Source organism: Bacteroidia bacterium (assembly GCA_039924845.1).
Lineage (GTDB): Bacteria > Bacteroidota > Bacteroidia > DATLTG01 > DATLTG01 > DATLTG01.
This window is the reverse complement of record JBDTAC010000072.1, coordinates 1-16,755: the sequence shown is the minus strand read 5'-3', so window position 1 is coordinate 16,755 and position 16,755 is coordinate 1. Positions and strand designations below refer to the sequence as shown.

General features: G+C 35.0%; 15 protein-coding genes and 1 other RNA gene. 10 read left to right on the top strand and 6 right to left on the bottom strand.

The window, feature by feature from the left end:
• Positions 1–493: 493 nt before the first annotated feature.
• From ABIZ51_07780 to ABIZ51_07770, 3 genes are all read left to right on the top strand, one after another.
• Complete coding sequence (locus ABIZ51_07780; protein MEO7088673.1) at positions 494–823, top strand: PadR family transcriptional regulator; 330 nt, start codon at positions 494–496, stop codon at positions 821–823.
• Between the two features lie 35 nt (positions 824–858).
• Complete coding sequence (locus ABIZ51_07775) at positions 859–2,505, top strand: PspC domain-containing protein (protein ID MEO7088672.1); 1,647 nt, start codon at positions 859–861, stop codon at positions 2,503–2,505.
• A gap of 76 nt (positions 2,506–2,581) precedes the next feature.
• Entirely contained in the window at positions 2,582–3,400 is an 819-nt protein-coding gene (locus tag ABIZ51_07770; protein MEO7088671.1) for a sulfotransferase domain-containing protein, read from the top strand.
• A 51-nt stretch (positions 3,401–3,451) separates the two neighbouring features.
• Here ABIZ51_07770 and ABIZ51_07765 read toward each other — a convergent pair whose 3' ends face one another.
• Both ABIZ51_07765 and ABIZ51_07760 read right to left on the bottom strand, forming a co-directional pair.
• Positions 3,452–4,783, bottom strand: coding sequence for a saccharopine dehydrogenase C-terminal domain-containing protein (locus ABIZ51_07765; GenBank protein MEO7088670.1), 1,332 nt, complete (start codon positions 4,781–4,783; stop codon positions 3,452–3,454).
• Between the two features lie 5 nt (positions 4,784–4,788).
• Entirely contained in the window at positions 4,789–5,397 is a 609-nt protein-coding gene (locus ABIZ51_07760; GenBank protein ID MEO7088669.1) for a YqaE/Pmp3 family membrane protein, read from the bottom strand.
• 190 nt (positions 5,398–5,587) lie between these two features.
• Here ABIZ51_07760 and ABIZ51_07755 point away from each other — a divergent pair, with 190 nt between their 5' ends.
• The 5 genes from ABIZ51_07755 to accD all read left to right on the top strand — a co-directional run bounded on the left by ABIZ51_07755 (position 5,588) and on the right by accD (position 12,111).
• On the top strand, positions 5,588–6,619 hold the full coding sequence (locus ABIZ51_07755; protein ID MEO7088668.1) for a histidine kinase: 1,032 nt from the start codon (positions 5,588–5,590) through the stop codon (positions 6,617–6,619).
• Between the two features lies 1 nt (position 6,620).
• A complete protein-coding gene (locus tag ABIZ51_07750) occupies positions 6,621–7,346 on the top strand; it encodes a LytTR family DNA-binding domain-containing protein (GenBank protein MEO7088667.1) in 726 nt (241 codons plus the stop codon).
• Positions 7,343–9,979 (top strand): outer membrane beta-barrel family protein, encoded by a 2,637-nt coding sequence (locus tag ABIZ51_07745; GenBank protein MEO7088666.1) that lies wholly within the window; start codon positions 7,343–7,345, stop codon positions 9,977–9,979. The genes ABIZ51_07750 and ABIZ51_07745 overlap by 4 nt, the downstream gene beginning before the upstream one ends.
• A gap of 141 nt (positions 9,980–10,120) precedes the next feature.
• Entirely contained in the window at positions 10,121–11,179 is a 1,059-nt protein-coding gene (locus ABIZ51_07740; GenBank protein MEO7088665.1) for a class I fructose-bisphosphate aldolase, read from the top strand.
• An 86-nt stretch (positions 11,180–11,265) separates the two neighbouring features.
• Positions 11,266–12,111, top strand: coding sequence for an acetyl-CoA carboxylase, carboxyltransferase subunit beta (accD, locus tag ABIZ51_07735; protein MEO7088664.1), 846 nt, complete (start codon positions 11,266–11,268; stop codon positions 12,109–12,111).
• 123 nt (positions 12,112–12,234) lie between these two features.
• Here accD and ABIZ51_07730 read toward each other — a convergent pair whose 3' ends face one another.
• The 4 genes from ABIZ51_07730 to ABIZ51_07715 are packed head-to-tail and all read right to left on the bottom strand — an operon-like array spanning position 12,235 to position 15,532.
• Positions 12,235–13,521, bottom strand: a complete 1,287-nt coding sequence (locus ABIZ51_07730; protein ID MEO7088663.1) for a folylpolyglutamate synthase/dihydrofolate synthase family protein — start codon at positions 13,519–13,521, stop codon at positions 12,235–12,237.
• A gap of 30 nt (positions 13,522–13,551) precedes the next feature.
• Complete coding sequence (locus tag ABIZ51_07725; GenBank protein ID MEO7088662.1) at positions 13,552–14,355, bottom strand: hypothetical protein; 804 nt, start codon at positions 14,353–14,355, stop codon at positions 13,552–13,554.
• Position 14,356: 1 nt separating this feature from the next.
• Positions 14,357–14,758 (bottom strand): biopolymer transporter ExbD, encoded by a 402-nt coding sequence (locus ABIZ51_07720; protein MEO7088661.1) that lies wholly within the window; start codon positions 14,756–14,758, stop codon positions 14,357–14,359.
• A 33-nt stretch (positions 14,759–14,791) separates the two neighbouring features.
• Entirely contained in the window at positions 14,792–15,532 is a 741-nt protein-coding gene (locus ABIZ51_07715; GenBank protein MEO7088660.1) for a MotA/TolQ/ExbB proton channel family protein, read from the bottom strand.
• Positions 15,533–15,797: 265 nt separating this feature from the next.
• On the opposite strand from ABIZ51_07715, the gene rnpB reads away from it, so the two are divergent.
• Both rnpB and ABIZ51_07705 read left to right on the top strand, forming a co-directional pair.
• An RNA gene (gene rnpB / locus ABIZ51_07710) (RNase P RNA component class A) lies at positions 15,798–16,141 on the top strand.
• Between the two features lie 23 nt (positions 16,142–16,164).
• The coding region (locus ABIZ51_07705) for an ABC transporter ATP-binding protein (GenBank protein ID MEO7088659.1) at positions 16,165–16,755 on the top strand (591 nt) is incomplete at its 3' end.

Below are 16,755 nucleotides of genomic sequence, written 5' to 3'. Positions count from 1 at the left end.
GAGTACTTTTAAAACGGAATTGCCTTGTTAAACAAGCGTCTTGAGAGGATAATAGCATTTATTAATGAGCTGTGAGTATCTTAGTCACAGCTGTGAGTGTCTCAGTATGAACTGTGAGTGAGGCAGTATGAGCTCTTAGTATCTTACTAACAGTTCTTAGGTAGGCACTTACAGCTCTTAGTGAGGTACTAACAGTTCTTAGGTAGGCACTAACAGTTCTTAGTGTCATACTAACAGTTCTTAGGTAGATACTTACAGCTCTTAGTAAGGTACTAACAGCTCTAAAAATGTTTTTAAGAAATGTTAGTTTGTACTTATGATTTAATTGTGTGATTTTATGGACTTCTGCTACTTTCTTTCGATTAAAGAGGGTTTAAAAACGATTTGAAAAATTTATACTACCTGTATATCAATACATTAAATATAATTATAGTACTATGTATTGCATAGTATTATTTAAAATACATATCTTTGCGTCATCAAATTAAAAACCATGAACATAGAAAACACAAAAGCACAAATGCGCAAAGGAGTACTCGAGTTTTGTATCCTTTCTATTTTGTCGGGCGGAGATGCTTATCCTTCGGAAATCATCGAAAAAATGAAACAAGCTAAATTAATTGTGGTGGAAGGAACGCTTTATCCTTTGCTTACGCGATTAAAAAACGAAGGCTTATTAACGTATCGCTGGGAAGAATCTTCTTCCGGACCTCCGAGAAAATATTACAAACTCACAGAAATTGGAACTAAATTTCTGGACGAACTAAACATGACTTGGAACGAATTAGTAGAAGCAGTAAAAAAAGCAACTTCAAAAAAATAATTTTTAAAACCCGAATTTTCTAAACCTACAAAACCATGAACAAAACTGTAACCATCAACATCAGCGGAATTATTTTTCACATCGAAGAAGACGCTTACAACGCGCTCAGCAATTACCTCAGCACCATCAAAAGTTTTTTTAAAGACTCTGATGGTCGTGATGAAATTATGGCAGACATTGAAAGTAGAATTGCTGAAATTTTACAACAAAAAATAAGTACCGCCAAACAAGTTATTGTAATGGCAGATGTGGATGCTGTAACGCAATTAATGGGAAAACCAGAGCAATTTGCAAGCGAAGAAAACGCGGAGAAAACAACAGAAAATAATACCAACGAAAATCAATACTCTTCTTCTGGAAATCACAGAAAACGTGTTTTTAGAGATGAGGATAATAAAGTTCTGGGAGGCGTTTGTGCTGGTGTTGCTGCTTACTTTGATATGGATCCGATTTGGTTGCGTTTGGCTTTTGCGATTTCGTTTTTCGTATTTGGTTCCGGATTTTTGTTTTACATCATTTTATGGATTGTTATTCCGAAAGCCCGCACTACTGCAGAGAAATTGGAAATGCGTGGAGAAAATGTGAACATCAATAACATCGGAAAATCCATACAAGAAGAAATGGAACATTTGAAAAAGCGAATGGATGATTTCACCAAACCCGAAAACAAAGAAAAAGCAAAATCTTTTGCACAAGGAGTTGGAAATACATTTGTTGATTTTTTCACCAGTATTTTTGGGAGAGCTTTTCGGATTATCGCAAAAATAGTTTCTGTATTCTTGATTATCATTGGTTTTACGATCACTATCGTTTTAATGAAAATGTTTTTTTGGGGTTTCTGGCACCATGATTCGTCCCACTTTTTAGAAACATTTTTCAATTCGCAACAGCAAATTTATTTATCGCTCATTGCCTTGTTTTTAATTATCGGAATTCCATGTTTGTATATTATTTATATAGGTTTTCGCACTATTTTAAATATAAAAACTCCGCATCATTGGCTTCGATTTATCACGTATCCTTTGTGGATTATCGGCTTGCTAATTGGTTTTTATGTTACCATGGATTCGGTTTCAAGCTTTGATGAATCATCCAGAATTTCTGAAACGATAGCTCTGAAACAACCGCTTCACAATACTTTATATTTAAAAGGTACAGAGCCTCAAACAGATGACAATACTGATGTTAAAGTTTTTTCGCACCACCGAATTCATCACAATCATTTTTACTTTAATGGAATTTATTTCAACGGAATCAGCGTAAATAATTTGTATGCCAATTTGAAAATTGTTCCGAGTAAAACAGATAGTTTTCAATTAGAGGTTACAAAAATCTCTTACGGAAGCGACAAAAAAGAGGCGTTTACTTTTGCGAAAGACATCAGCTATTCCTTTATCCAAAACGATTCTGTGCTTAATTTTGATCCTATTTTCAAATTAGCAGAAAACGAAAAATGGAGAAATCAACAAATTACGTTTATCTTAAAAGTGCCTCAAAATAAAATTATTTATATTGATAAAAGCACTAAAAATATGTTAGACGATATTGATAATGTAACGGATACTTACGATGGAGATATGGTAAACAGACGTTGGATTATGAGTCCAAGCGGACTTACTTGCGTTGATTGCCAAGGCATCGACACAACTGTTCCGCGCGACCGTGATTCGGATGATAATTAAAAGTAATTTGTGATGGTTTTACGGCTTCGGAAAAATATTTTCCGAAGCCGCTTTTTTTGGAAAGTATTCCGTAAACTTGTTTCTTAAAAATATTTTTCTGCTGAAAAAATCAATAAAATTAGTCATTACCCGCATCTCGAAATTTATCCAAGTTCCGCGAGAATCTGTCTATTTCTATACTTTCCACAAATCAGCAAGCACCTTGTTTTCTAATTTAGTATTGAGCAATTTAACAGGATTAGAAAAAGTAGATTACGCGAATATGATTTACCGAGGAATCCCAATCAAAAAAATAATTTTTGAAAAGAAAGGATATGTTTACGGACCTATTCGTTTATCTATTTCTCCGAATGCACCAGAGTACGAAATGTTTGTAAAGCTTTTGTCAAATACCTCTTTTATACAAAATAAAATTGCTGTTTTTTTTATTCGAGATCCACGAGACATAATCATCTCTGCTTATCACTCTTTTGGCTATACACACGGATTTAGTCCCGTAAAAGAAATTCGCGGAAATCAAGAAAAAAAGCAAAATGAAATTCAGCAGAAAACAGTGGACGAATATGCCCTTGAAACCGCGCCAACTATTTTAAAACATTTTCAATTGCTTGATACGTTGAATCAAAATTGCAATCGAAGTATTGTTTTGAAATACGAAGACATGATTGACAATTGGAGTTTCTTTTCAAAAAGATTAAATAAATACATTCACGTAAAAAAAAATATTTTAAATCAACTTTATGAAGAAACAAGACCTTTAGAAATTCCGAATGAAACATCGCATCGCCGTTCAGGAAAAACTAATCAATATAAAAATCAATTAAGTCCAGAAACAATAAAATCGCTCAACAACACATTTAAGGAAATTTTAGCGCGATTTAATTACGAAGATTAACGGCTTCGAAAAATTAATTTTTCGAAGCCGCTTTTTTGTGTGAATATTTATTTACTCAGAAACTTTTTTTTCTACAAACTCAATTCCAAGCGTTGCTAATTCTTCTAAAATAGGATTATAAATTTCAGGATAAATAGGAATTGCCACTCCTCTACGTTTTAGTTTTCCAGTTAAAATAAGTTTTACTGCAATTGCCATCGGAAGTCCGACTGTTTTTGCCATCGCAGTATAGGTTTGGTCTTCACCTTTCACCATTAAGGAAGAAATAATTTTTTCTTTTTTAGCATTTTTCACAAACTCAAACTCGTGCTGCATCAAAATCATATCTTTATCCGCAGGTTTTAGTAACCATTTTTTCTCCAATAAATCTTGTAGAATTTGCGCCGGCGAAACATCGCTCAAATTAATTTTATTTTTCTCGAAAATACCCAGCCAATCTAATTTCTGCATTACTTCGGAATCTTTATTTTCTCCCAAAAAGTGCGCTAATTTTTCTTTAACTGATTGATTTCCGTTCGGTAAAAATGCTTCGAGTAAATCGTAATACGTAAGTTTTTCAGCATCTTTTATTTTGTATGAATCGTCTGTTAAACCTAATTGTACAAAGGCATTCCAGGCTTTACAATAGCCTTTCATCCGAAGTGTTCCGCGCAAAACAGTTGGAATATTTTCCAATCCATAAGGTTCTCTGTACGACAAAGAATCACGATTCGCATACGCTTCCAACTCCCCTATTCCATCTACAACTATTTTTTCAGTTTGTGTAAAAAGTCTGTTGTAAGGAATGTATTTGTATTGATTGTTCTCAATATATTGAGCGGTTCCTTGTCCGGCTAAAATTACATTTCTCGGATTCCATGAAAATTTATAGCCCCAAGGATTGTCGTTGTATTCTGGAGCAACCAAACCTCCACAATATGATTTGAAAGAATTTATTTTTCCACCATCATTTTGAATTTCGTGAATCACTTTCATCGCAGACATGTGATCAATTCCTGGATCCAAACCGCATTCGTTCAAAAACAAAATATCAGCAGCACGCGCTTCTGCATCTAACAAACCAATTTCTTTCGAAACATAAGAAGCCGTTACCAAATGTTTTTTCAAACGCAAACAATCTTTCGCCACCAAATAATGTAAGGATGCTGGCAGCATGGAAACCACCACCGCAGCTTTTGTAATTTCATTTTCGCGCTGCGCAGAATTATTTACATCAAAAGCAATGGCTTTTCCGTTGGGATGTTTATTTGTTTTTTGTTCGGCAAGTGCCAAAGAAATATCGCCAACGGTTACTGTTGTATCTAGCGAAGCCGAATGCTGCAACAAATAATTTATTAAACTGGAAGCGGAACGTCCTGCTCCGATAATGAGAATGTTTTTCATTAAAATTAAATGGAATCTGTTACAATTAACAAAGCGTAAATCATTCCTGGAAAGAAAAATAAAAGAGTTAAAAGTAAATCAATCCAGAAATGATTGTTTATAGCATTATCGTGTAAATAAACTCCGAGTGGCGGAATAAAAATAGCACAAATAATTTGTACAATTTTATCCGTGTTATCGAGATTTGATGCTGTATGTGTAAAAGTTTTTCTAATCGTTTCGTGCGTAGTTTCCACTTTGGAATATGCAGGAGCAATAGCAGCAACAGCGTCTGTTTTGTTGATTGAAAAATTATTTTTTCGGATTGATTTTGTAATCGCGTGAGCAAAAAGATTTGTTGATTTTGCCGAAGTATTTTCAGTAGTATTATTTACTAAATTTTGAGTAGAGGTATTTTCAGTGTTCAAAAAATTATTTTTTGAAACCGTATTTTCAGTCGTTGCAGAAACCTTTTTTTCAGAACGAGGATTTGCAAAAACGGTTGCTTCACCGCTTTTAAAATGCGTGTATTTTCTGGCTGTAAAACTGTTTGATTTATCCGTTGCACACGATGTAAATAACATCGCAAATGCTGCGAAACCAATTACGCACATCAAGATTTGTTGTTTTTTCATAAGATCTATTTTTGAATATATTAAAGTTATTTTTCGGCAAAGTTATCTGTTTTGAGCTATGTTTTAGAACTCTGTTCATAATTTTCAATAGACAAAAAACAGGCACATGTAGAGAGATTTTGATTTTCAGTCTATTTAACAACTTACAAACACTATTAAAAGCTATTTTTGAAAAATTATTCCTCAATAAATGAAACGTCCATCACGCCTACTTACTGTTTCTATACACATTATTGTGTGGCTGTTATTTGTTTCGTTTCCGTTTATGCTTGATACGGAATTGCTTACTCACACCAATTTTATTCAAAAAATAATTTTCAACACACTTATTTTAGCACTCTTTTTTTATACCAATATTTTATTATTCATTCCGAAATTACTTGCCAGAAAAAAAGTTTTCCTCTATATTATAGTCATTGTATTGTGCATTTTCCTAATGGTTTTCTTGCAATTAAAGATTGATTATCTTTTTCATATCGAAAATTCACAACACCATCATTCGGCTCACACATTGTATTTTTATTTTGTAACGAAAGCGATTTTATTATCGTTGTTGATGCTTACCATTAGCGGTGGGTTAAAAATTACCGGCGAATGGTTTAAAAGTGAACAGCAAAAAAGAGAAATGGAAAATGAAAAATTATCATCGGAATTATTGTTTTTGAAATCTCAAGTAAATCCGCATTTTCTCTTCAACACCTTGAATAATATTTATTCGTTGACCTACAAAAAATCAGACGGCGCGCCGATTGCTATTCTAAAATTAGCTGATTTGATGCGTTATATGTTGTATGATTCCAACGATGAAAAAGTGCCTTTGGAAAAAGAAATTTCCTACATTCAAAACTATATTGATTTACAAAAAATGCGAATTTCGAGTGCTGTAAAAATTAATTTTTCGACGGAAGGTGAAATGCAAAATCATTTAATAGAGCCGATGTTATTGATTCCCTTTGTTGAAAATGCGTTTAAACACGGTATCAGTTATTTGGAAAATTCTGCCATCACCATTCATTTAAAAACAAGCGAGCATCAGCTTTTTTTCAGCGTAAAAAACACAATTCCTTCCGTAAAAAATAATGATAAAGATAAAAGTTCGGGCATTGGTTTGCAAAATGTAACACGTCGTTTAAATTTGTTATATCCCACTATTCATGAGCTTTTTATAGACGAATCAGAAAATAATTATTCCGTTAAATTGTGTATTAATTTTAAATGGTAGGATGAATTGTATCGCGATAGATGACGAGCCTTTAGCGCTTGATTTGATGGAAGAATACATCAAGAAGATTCCATTTTTAAATTTGGTAGCCAAGTGTAGCAATGCTTTTGAAGCTATTCCGATTTTGCAAAAAGAAAAAATAGATGTGTTATTTTTGGATATTCAAATGCCAGATATCAACGGAATTCAGTTTTTAAAAACGCTGAAAAACCAACCAATTATTATATTTACCACCGCTTACGATAAATATGCTGTGGAAGGTTATAATTTAGATGTGTTGGATTATTTGGTAAAACCCATTCCGTTTGAACGGTTTGTAAAAGCAGTCAATAAAGCACAAGAATATTACAATCAAAAAAATAATTTTTCGCTACACTTAAACACTCTTGAAAATAAAGAAAAAATAGAGCACCCATTTTTGTTTGTGAAAGCAGATTATGAAATGGTAAAAATTAATTTCAAAGATATTTTATACATTGAAGGATTGAAAGATTACATTAAAATTTATGCTGGAGACAAACCCATCTTAACCTTGCAAAGTCTGAAATTTATGGAAGAAAAGCTTCCGAAAAAAAAATTTTTTAGAGTGCATCGTTCGTACATTATTTCGCTTGACAAAATAAATTCGGTACAAAAAAGGAATATCAAAATCGGCGAAAAAGAAATTCCAATCGGAGATTTATACAAAGAAGATTTTTTTAACATGTTAACAGATTTTAATTTATGAAAAAATATTTTTTTATCCTTGCCTCTTTCTTATTTATCGGAACAACAAATGCTCAAATGTCTGGAGCGCGAATGAATGTGGGACATTTCTACGGAACAATTATCGACAGTACCACCAATCAATCCGTGCCATTTGCGGCAGTTCAACTTTCTTCTTCGCAATTCGATTCTGTTTCGCAATCTATGAAAATGCAAGTGGTTACAGGTCAATTAACAGGTGATAACGGAGAATTTAGTTTTGACAAATTATCGGTAATGGGACATTATACTTTGCAGATAAGTGCAATTGGGTATGCTCCGTACGAACAAAAAGTATCGTTCAATATTGGTAAATTATTGAATGCAAAAAAGAAAAGTGCTACCTCCAATAATGACGACCCTGCTTCCGCGACGAGTGGCATGAGCAGCTTGATTAATGCCGTAGACATTGATCTGGGAAACATAAAAATCAGTCCTTCCATCAACAAATTAAAAACGGTTACCGTAAGTGGAGAAGCGCCTGCGATGGAATTAAAATTGGATAAAAAAGTGTTTGATGTCAGCAAAAGTTTGACCACTGCTGGAGGCACTGCAGAAGACGTACTTCGGAATGTACCTGCCGTAAATGTTGATATTGATGGAAACGTTACGCTTAGAAATTCATCTCCCACTATTTATGTAGACGGAATGCCGACGACACTTACAATTGATCAAATTCCGGCAGATGAGATTGACAAAGTCGAAGTAATTACTAATCCATCCGCAAAATACGATGCTTCCGCAGGATCGGGAGGAATCATCAATATTGTATTGAAAAAAAACAGAGTGATGGGCTACAATGGTTCGCTGAAAGCGGGTGTAGATGAAAGAGGAAAACTCAATTTAGGTTTAAATATGAATTTGAGACAAGGGAAAGTGAATGTATTCGGAAGTTTAAATTACCATCAAATAGATCACATAACTGACGGAATAACGACACGAAATAACCTTGTTGGATTTCCGCTAACTAATTTTTTGCAAAACGACACCAACACAATGAATGGTCATTTCGCTTTTGCGAGATTTGGAGTAGATTATTTTATGGACAATCGGAATACACTCACTGTTTCTGGCGTTATTGGAAGAGGAAATTTTAATACTAACGATAATTTAAGCACTCTTACAGATACGTTACACGGCATTCTTCCGTCCAGTACTTCTTCCGCTTATCGAAATTCAAACAGCTTGCGTACATTCAGTCACAATTCAGGAAGCATTGCTTACAAACATTTATTTCCGAAAGAAGATGAAACTTTTACAGCAAATGTACAAGTAGAACAAGGCAACAGCAACGGAAACAGTTTATTTGCAACTCAAAATTATTACTCGGATGGAAAACCGCTGGGAACACAAATTTTACAGGAACAAAAATTACAGGGACTAAACAATGAAGTCATTGCCCAAGCCGATTACTCCAATCCATTGGCACATAAAATAATTTTCTCAACAGGCTTACAAGCCACATTTAACGGAACGAATAGCATCAATTCCAATTATTTATTTAACAACAGTTCCAATGAATACGAAGAAATAAATTCTCAAAATACAAATTACAATTTTACGCAAGAAGTATATGCAGGCTACGCTATTTTAAGTCAGGATATTGGGACACGTTTTAGTTACCAAGGTGGATTGAGAATCGAAAGTTCTTATTATTCCGGACAATTAGTAGATTCCTCCAAAACGTTCCACAATCAATATCCTTTCAGTTTGTTTCCGAGCGCGTATATGACCTATCATTTATCAAGCAATACCGATTTGCAATTTAATTATTCGAGACACGTTATCCGCCCTTCTTTTTATCAATTGATTCCATTTATCGATTATTCTGATTCCTTAAATTTAAAGCAAGGAAATCCGAATTTAAAACCTCAATTCACCAATTCGTTTGAGCTGAATTATTTAAAAACATTCAACAAAAAAAACAGTTTAATGTTTTCTGTTTACGACAAAAGTGTGAGCGATTTAATTACTTCTTATCAAATATTAGAATACAATGCATTTTTAGCGAAAAGCGTTATTATGAATACTTATGAAAATGCCAATTCTGCCAATTCTTATGGATTTGAGGTTACTTCACAAAATTCTTTGAAAAGCTGGTTAGACATTACCTCAAATGTAAACGTGTATGAATCAATAATCAATGGAAATAATTTAGGCGCCAACCTTACCAATCAGCAACTCAGTTGGTTTGGAAAATTAAATTTAACGTTTAAACTACCGTACAATTTCAGTGTACAATTGATGGGAAATTATTTATCAAAAAGTATTATCCCTGCTACTCAGGGTGGCGGACGTTGGGGTGGTGCGCCTACCTCCACTGTACAAGGTTTTATTTTACCAAATTATTGGATGGACGCTGCCCTCAAATATGATTTTTTGAAAAATAAAGCAGCATCTCTCACGCTGAATGTAAAAGATGTATTTGCAACAGCCATCACCGCCTCCACATCCAACACTTCCTTTTTCAATCAAACTACTTCGCGCGTAAAAGATCCTCAGTTTTTTCGACTCACTTTCAGTTACCGCTTCGGACAAACTGATTTTTCATTGTTCAAACGAAAGAACATGAACGTACAAGCTCCCGATATTCAAGATACCGGTGGTGGAGAGTAAAATAATTGAGTAAAAAAGGGCGTTTAAAAAAATAATTTTTCAAAACCTTTTTATGGATGCGAGTTTTAGAAGCTTTCCTCTTTTTTCAAAAAAATTTGTAGCTTTGTCTTCCCAAAAAAATCTTTTTAAAAGAGACGAAAAATGGCATACAAAAAAATTGAGGAATTATTAGGCAAAGACGCCGATAGTTTATTGAAACATACTTGCAAAACCATTGCAAAAGAGCATTTGCATTTACCAGGCGCTGATTTTGTGGATCGTACTTTTGCGCTCAGCAACCGCAGTCCGCAAGTGATGCGTAATTTGAATTCGATTTACAATCACGGGCGATTATCTGGAACTGGTTATGTGTCTATTTTACCCGTAGATCAAGGCATTGAACATTCGGCAGGAGCTTCTTTTGCGCCCAATCCTATTTATTTTGATTCAGAAAATATTGTAAAATTAGCTATCGAAGGCGGCTGTAACGCCGTGGCTTCCACGTTTGGCGTGTTGGCTTCGGTATCCAGAAAATACGCACATAAAATTCCTTTTATCGTAAAAATAAATCACAACGAATTTTTAACATATCCGAATAAGTTTGATCAAATTATGTTTGGATCTGTTGAAGAAGCTTGGAATATGGGCGCTGCAGCAATTGGTGCTACTATTTATTTTGGTTCGCCGGAATCTGCCAGACAAATTGTAGAAGTGGCGCAAGCATTCGAAATGGCGCATCAATTGGGCATGACAACGATTTTGTGGTGTTATTTACGTAATAACGGATTTAAAAAGGAAGGAGTGGATTATCACGCTTCCGCAGATTTGACGGCGCAAGCCAATCATTTAGGCGTTACCATTCAAGCAGATATTATCAAACAAAAATTACCAACCAATAACGGTGGTTATACGGCTGTTAATTTCGGGAAAACACATCCGAAAGTATATTCAGAATTGAGTTCAAATCATCCGATTGATTTGTGTCGCTACCAAGTTGCCAATTGTTATATGGGCAGAATGGGTTTGATTAATTCGGGCGGAGAATCGAAAGGCGCTTCGGATTTATCGGAAGCAGTTACAACGGCTGTTATCAATAAGCGGGCGGGCGGACAAGGTTTAATATCTGGACGAAAAGCATTTCAAAAACCGGTGAAAGAAGGTATTGAATTACTCAATACAATTCAGGATGTTTATTTATCAAAAGAAATTACGATTGCTTAAATTTTTAAGCAGCGTTTTTGTCTTTTGAAAAATTATTTTTTTGAACAGATATTTTCGCGGCTAACGATTGATTAAAAAAAGATAAAATGAGCTGGTTTCAACGAATAAAAAAAGGTATTACCACTTCCACGAGAGAGAAAAAAGAAACGCCGGAAGGCTTGTGGTACAAGTGTCCTTCGTGTAAAAAAATTACTTCTTCAGACGAGCATATTCTTAATTTATATGTATGTCAGGATTGCGATTATCACGACAGAATGGGTTCAAAAGAATATTTTGAAATTCTTTTTGACGGAAATAAATTCAAAGAATTAAATCCGAATTTGATTGCCGGCGATCCGCTTAATTTTGTGGATACGAAAAAATATACAGATCGTTTGATTGAATCACACAAAAAAACCGATTTGAAAGACGCTATCAGAACAGGCGCTGGAAAAGTGGACGGAAATAATTTGGTAATTGCCTGCATGGATTTTAGTTTTATCGGTGGTTCGATGGGATCGGTGGTAGGCGAAAAAATTTCCTTGGCGATTGATTATTGCATCGCGCATAAAACACCTTTGCTGATTATTTCTAAATCGGGCGGAGCAAGAATGATGGAAGCTGCATTTTCATTGATGCAAATGGCAAAAACATCCGCAAAATTAGCTTTGCTTTCTGAAGCTAAAATTCCATATATTTCTTTAATGACAGATCCTACAACGGGTGGCGTTACTGCATCTTACGCGATGTTGGGCGATTTAAATATTTCTGAACCAGGCGCTTTGATTGGTTTTGCTGGACCGCGAATTGTAAAAGAAACCATCGGAAAAGACCTCCCGAAAGGATTTCAAACAGCTGAATTTGTATTGGAACACGGATTTTTAGATGCCATCGTTCATCGCAAAGACCTAAAAGCAAAGCTTTCCCAACTTTTAAAATTATTTGTGAATTAAAATTTCTTCTGAAAAATTATTTTTTAGAACGACTTTTTAAGACTCGGAAATAGAGCTCGAGAAAATTATTTTTCTGAATGTCTTTTCGTTTTTTTTGTATTTGTATTGATTGGAGGCGAATCTCTAAATCGCTTCCGCTACTACAAAAGTGCTGCCTCCAATAAAAATCAAATCTTCTTTTTTTGCTTTTATTTTAGCAACTTTCAAGGCTTTTGCAACAGTTGAAAAAGAATTTCCTTTTAATCCGAAAGAAATTGCTTTTTGTTGTAATTCTTTTTCGTTTAATGCTCTCGGAATAGTCGCTTTGCAGAAATAATAAATAGCATTTTTCGGTAATAATTTCAATACTGTGCTGATGTCTTTATCGTTTACCATACCGATTACAAAATGTAATTTTTGATGCGGCGTACTTTTTATTTGTTGAAGCACTTCACGTATTCCCGCTTCGTTATGACCAGTATCAGCAATGGTTAGCGGGTTTCGAGATAATATTTGCCATCTGCCCAACAATCCTGTTTTTGTAATTACGGTTGAAAATCCTTTTATCAAAGCTTTTTCGCTTACCGCGATTTTTTTTTCGTTCAATACATCTATCGTTTTTAGCACTGCCGAAAAATTTTTTTTCTGATAGCCTCCCAATAACTCGCACGATAATTTTTCGAACCTTAATTTCTTTTTATGATACACTCGAAACAATTGCTGTTCCTTTTCATAACCCGTATTTTCAACTTGATATTCAGCATCCGAAAAAATAATTTTTGAAGCTGTTTCTTTTGCCCTTTCTAAAAAAACATTTTTTACAGCATTTTGTGTTTCACCAATAATAACAGGTACTTTCGGTTTTATAATTCCGGCTTTTTCGTACGCAATTTTTTCGAGCGTATCTCCTAAAATTCCGGTATGATCAAAACTAATATTTGTAATTATGGAGACTTCAGGCACAATCACATTCGTGGAATCCAGTCTTCCGCCCAATCCGGTTTCTATCACCGCAATATCTACTTTTTCATCTGCAAAATAAGTAAACGCTAATGCCACCGTCATTTCAAAAAAAGAAGGTTTTATATCTTCAAATCCGTGCTGGTATTTTTTCACAAAATCAACGACGTATTTCTGAGAAATAAATTTTCCATTTATTTTTATACGTTCTCGAAAATCTTTTAAATGAGGCGAAGTATATAATCCTGTTTTATAGCCCTGCGCTTGTAAAATCGAAGCTATCAAATGCGAAGTAGAACCTTTTCCGTTGGTTCCCGCAATGTGTATGGATTTGAATTTATTTTCCGGATTACCCGCCAAACGGCACAAAGCAATGGTATTGTTTAAATCAGCTTTGTAAGCAGCACTTCCTACTCGTTGGAAAATAGGCAATTGCGCATACATATAATCCAACGTTTGTTGGTAATTCATAATTCGGGTTCAAAAAATAATTTTTCGAAATTAATGCAAAATAAAGATGAACGTAATTGTCCCTTCTTGTTCTGTTGAACCATCGGAACTGGGACTAAATTTTGCAGAAAGCGCCGCTTGTTTCGCTTGTGCATATAGTACAGAACTTGTAGTTGTAGAGCCTCTTTCGCCTGGTACAGCACTCAATACATTTCCATTTTGATCTACAATAATTTTCACTACTACTTTTCCTTGTTCTGGGCTCTTAGAATCCACAGAAGGAATGTGCGTCATTCGTCTTCCTGCCAATGAATATCCTGTTCCTCCTACTCCACCCTGACCTACGCCATTTCCTTCTCCAGGAGTTTTTCCATCCGGACTACCAGCATTTCCGGCATGATTAGAAGTTCCATCGCCTCCACTTTGTCCGTTTGATTTATCGCTTTTAAATTTATTCAAAGCATTGTTCAAATCGCTGCTGGGCTGCTGAACATTATTGGGCGTGTTATTTGATTTGATGGAATGTTTTTTATCCTTTGCGGCATTTAAACTCACACTTGGCTCTACATCGCTTGTTACCACATTGTTATCACTGGCTTTGTTGGAAGATGGAGTTTGTTGTGCTTGGCTATTGTCTTTCTTCGAGACATCTCCCATTCCGTTGGCTTCTGTATGTCCACTTCCGTTGATGTTATTCCCGAAATCTACTTCCATTCCCAAACTTCCGGCTGTAGGAAATGGAGGAATGGGCGTAACAATTACATACAAGTACAAAAACAGAAATACCAAGGCATGAAACAAAATTGTTCCAACAAGTGCCCAACTTCTATTTTGTTTTTCTGCTTTACTTATCATCTTATTTATCAGAAGATTTTGTCGCCAAAATCATTTTCACTTTCAAGTTATTTCCAATTTGCAATACGTCCACTAAATTTTGTACCGAGAGCGAATTGTCGAATCGTAAAACTACTGTTGGTTCCGTTAGTCCAACAATTTTTGATGCAAGTACCGCCGGAATATCTGCCAAAGCAACAGGTTTGTTGTTAATATAATATTGTAAATCTTTGGTTACATCCATCGTTATTTGCTCCTTACTCATCTTAATCGAATGTTTCGAATTCGGAAGTGTCAATTTAACAACACTGGGATTTACGAGTGTGGAGACAATTAAAAAGAACAGCAAAAGGAAAAACATAATATCGTTGAGCGATGATGTTTCTACGTGAGCCGTAAATTTACCTTTTTTCCTTAGTTGCATTTTTGTGTTTTTTAATGAATGGTTTCGGGAAAATTATTTTTTAGGATCTTCCAACAATTCTATAAATTCAAAGGAAGTGCGTTCCATACGTTGCGAAATTTTTTCTACCATCATGTTTAATAAGTGATAACTAATAAAGGCGAAAATCCCGACAATTAAACCACCGGCACTGGTAATCATTTTTTCGTACAAACCACCAGCAATTAAGCCAATGCTAATATTATCCGCCAAGGAAATATTGTAAAATATTTTAATAACTCCCATAATGGTTCCGATAAAACCGAACATTGGTGCGATACCAGCAATAATAGCGATGATATTGAGATTTTTTTCGAGTTTATAAATCTCCATCTTCCCAGTACTTTCCATTGATTCTTCAACTTCTTTGAGCGGTCTGTCCATTTTCAAAATTCCTTTCTCAATCATTTTTGCTTGAGGCGAACCTGAGTTTTTGCAAAACGCTTTTGCTGCATCTATATTATTGTTGTGAACGAAATCACGAATGTTATTCATAAAATTATCGTCTGTTTTAGAAGCTCTTTTAATACAGATAAAGCGCTCTATCAAATAATAAGTAGCAATAAAAAACAGCAATGCAATGGGTAACATTATATATCCGCCTTTTTCAATTAATTCAAACAAAGAAAGCGTGTTTTCGCCCGTTGCTGTTGTTGCAGAAGCTCCAGCGACAGTTGGTAAAGCAGCTGCTGCTTTGTGCAAAGTATCGCTTACCGCAGGCGTAGTAGCAATTTGGAGAAGAGTGGAATGAAACATAGTGTTTGAGTTTTATATTTAAAAACGCTGCTAAATTACAGAGACATTCAGGTGCGTGATAAGCTGTATTCCTTAAACTTATAAACAGGATGCTGTTAGTTCTGCTTCCAACGCACAAATGCGGAATTATATTGTGGAAGATTTTACCACTTTGAAAAATTATTTTTTTGAAGTGCTATTTTTCGAAACAAAAAAAACGTTTGAAAAATTATTTTTTCGAAGCATATTTATTCTCTATTCATTCAAAACAAAAACGTAATTTTGCGGAGCAGACTGTTCTATCGCTGTTTGTTTTTCAAACAGAGGAAAGTCCGGGCAACACAGAGCACCATACTTCCTAACAGGAAGGCTTCGGCAACGAAGACAGCAAGTGCCACAGAAAATTACCGTCCGCTTGCGGATAAGGGTGAAAACGTGAGGTAAGAGCTCACGAAAACAATTGGTAACAGTTGTTTTGGGTAAACCTTATGGGTTGAAAAACCAAATATACCGGAGCTTTAGAGCTGCTCGCTCGATTCCGGAGGGTAGGTTGATTGAAGTTGAGTGCGAATTCAACTCCAGATAAATGATAGAACTCGACAGAACCCGGCTTATAGGTCTGCTTTTTTTATTGTTTTTGAAAAATAATTTTTATGATTAAAGCAACAAACATTCACAAATCTTACGGCACTTTAGAAGTGCTGAAAGGTGTTGATGTGGAAATTAAAAAAGGCGAAGTGGTTTCTATTGTAGGCGCATCGGGTGCCGGAAAAAGCACGCTGTTGCATATTATTGGAGCTTTGGATAAAGCCGATCAAGGCGAAGTGAGTGTAGATGATTTAGTGCTTTCGCAAATGAAAGACAAACATTTATCCGATTTCAGAAATAAAAATATTGGTTTTGTTTTTCAGTTTCACCATTTATTACCCGAATTTACAGCACTCGAAAATGTGTGTATTCCTGCGTTTATCGCCAAAAAATCAAAACAAGAAGCCGAAAAAAAAGCTACCGAATTTTTAACTTTTTTAGGTTTGGAAGAACGCATGCACCACAAACCTTCACAACTTTCAGGAGGCGAGCAACAGCGCGTTGCTGTAGCCAGAGCTTTAATTAATAGTCCTTTAATGGTGCTTGCCGATGAGCCTTCCGGAAATCTGGATTCTGCTTCCGCGAAGGAATTACACGCACTTTTTTTTACGCTGCGCGATAAATTCAATCAAACTTTTGTGATTGTTACGCACAAC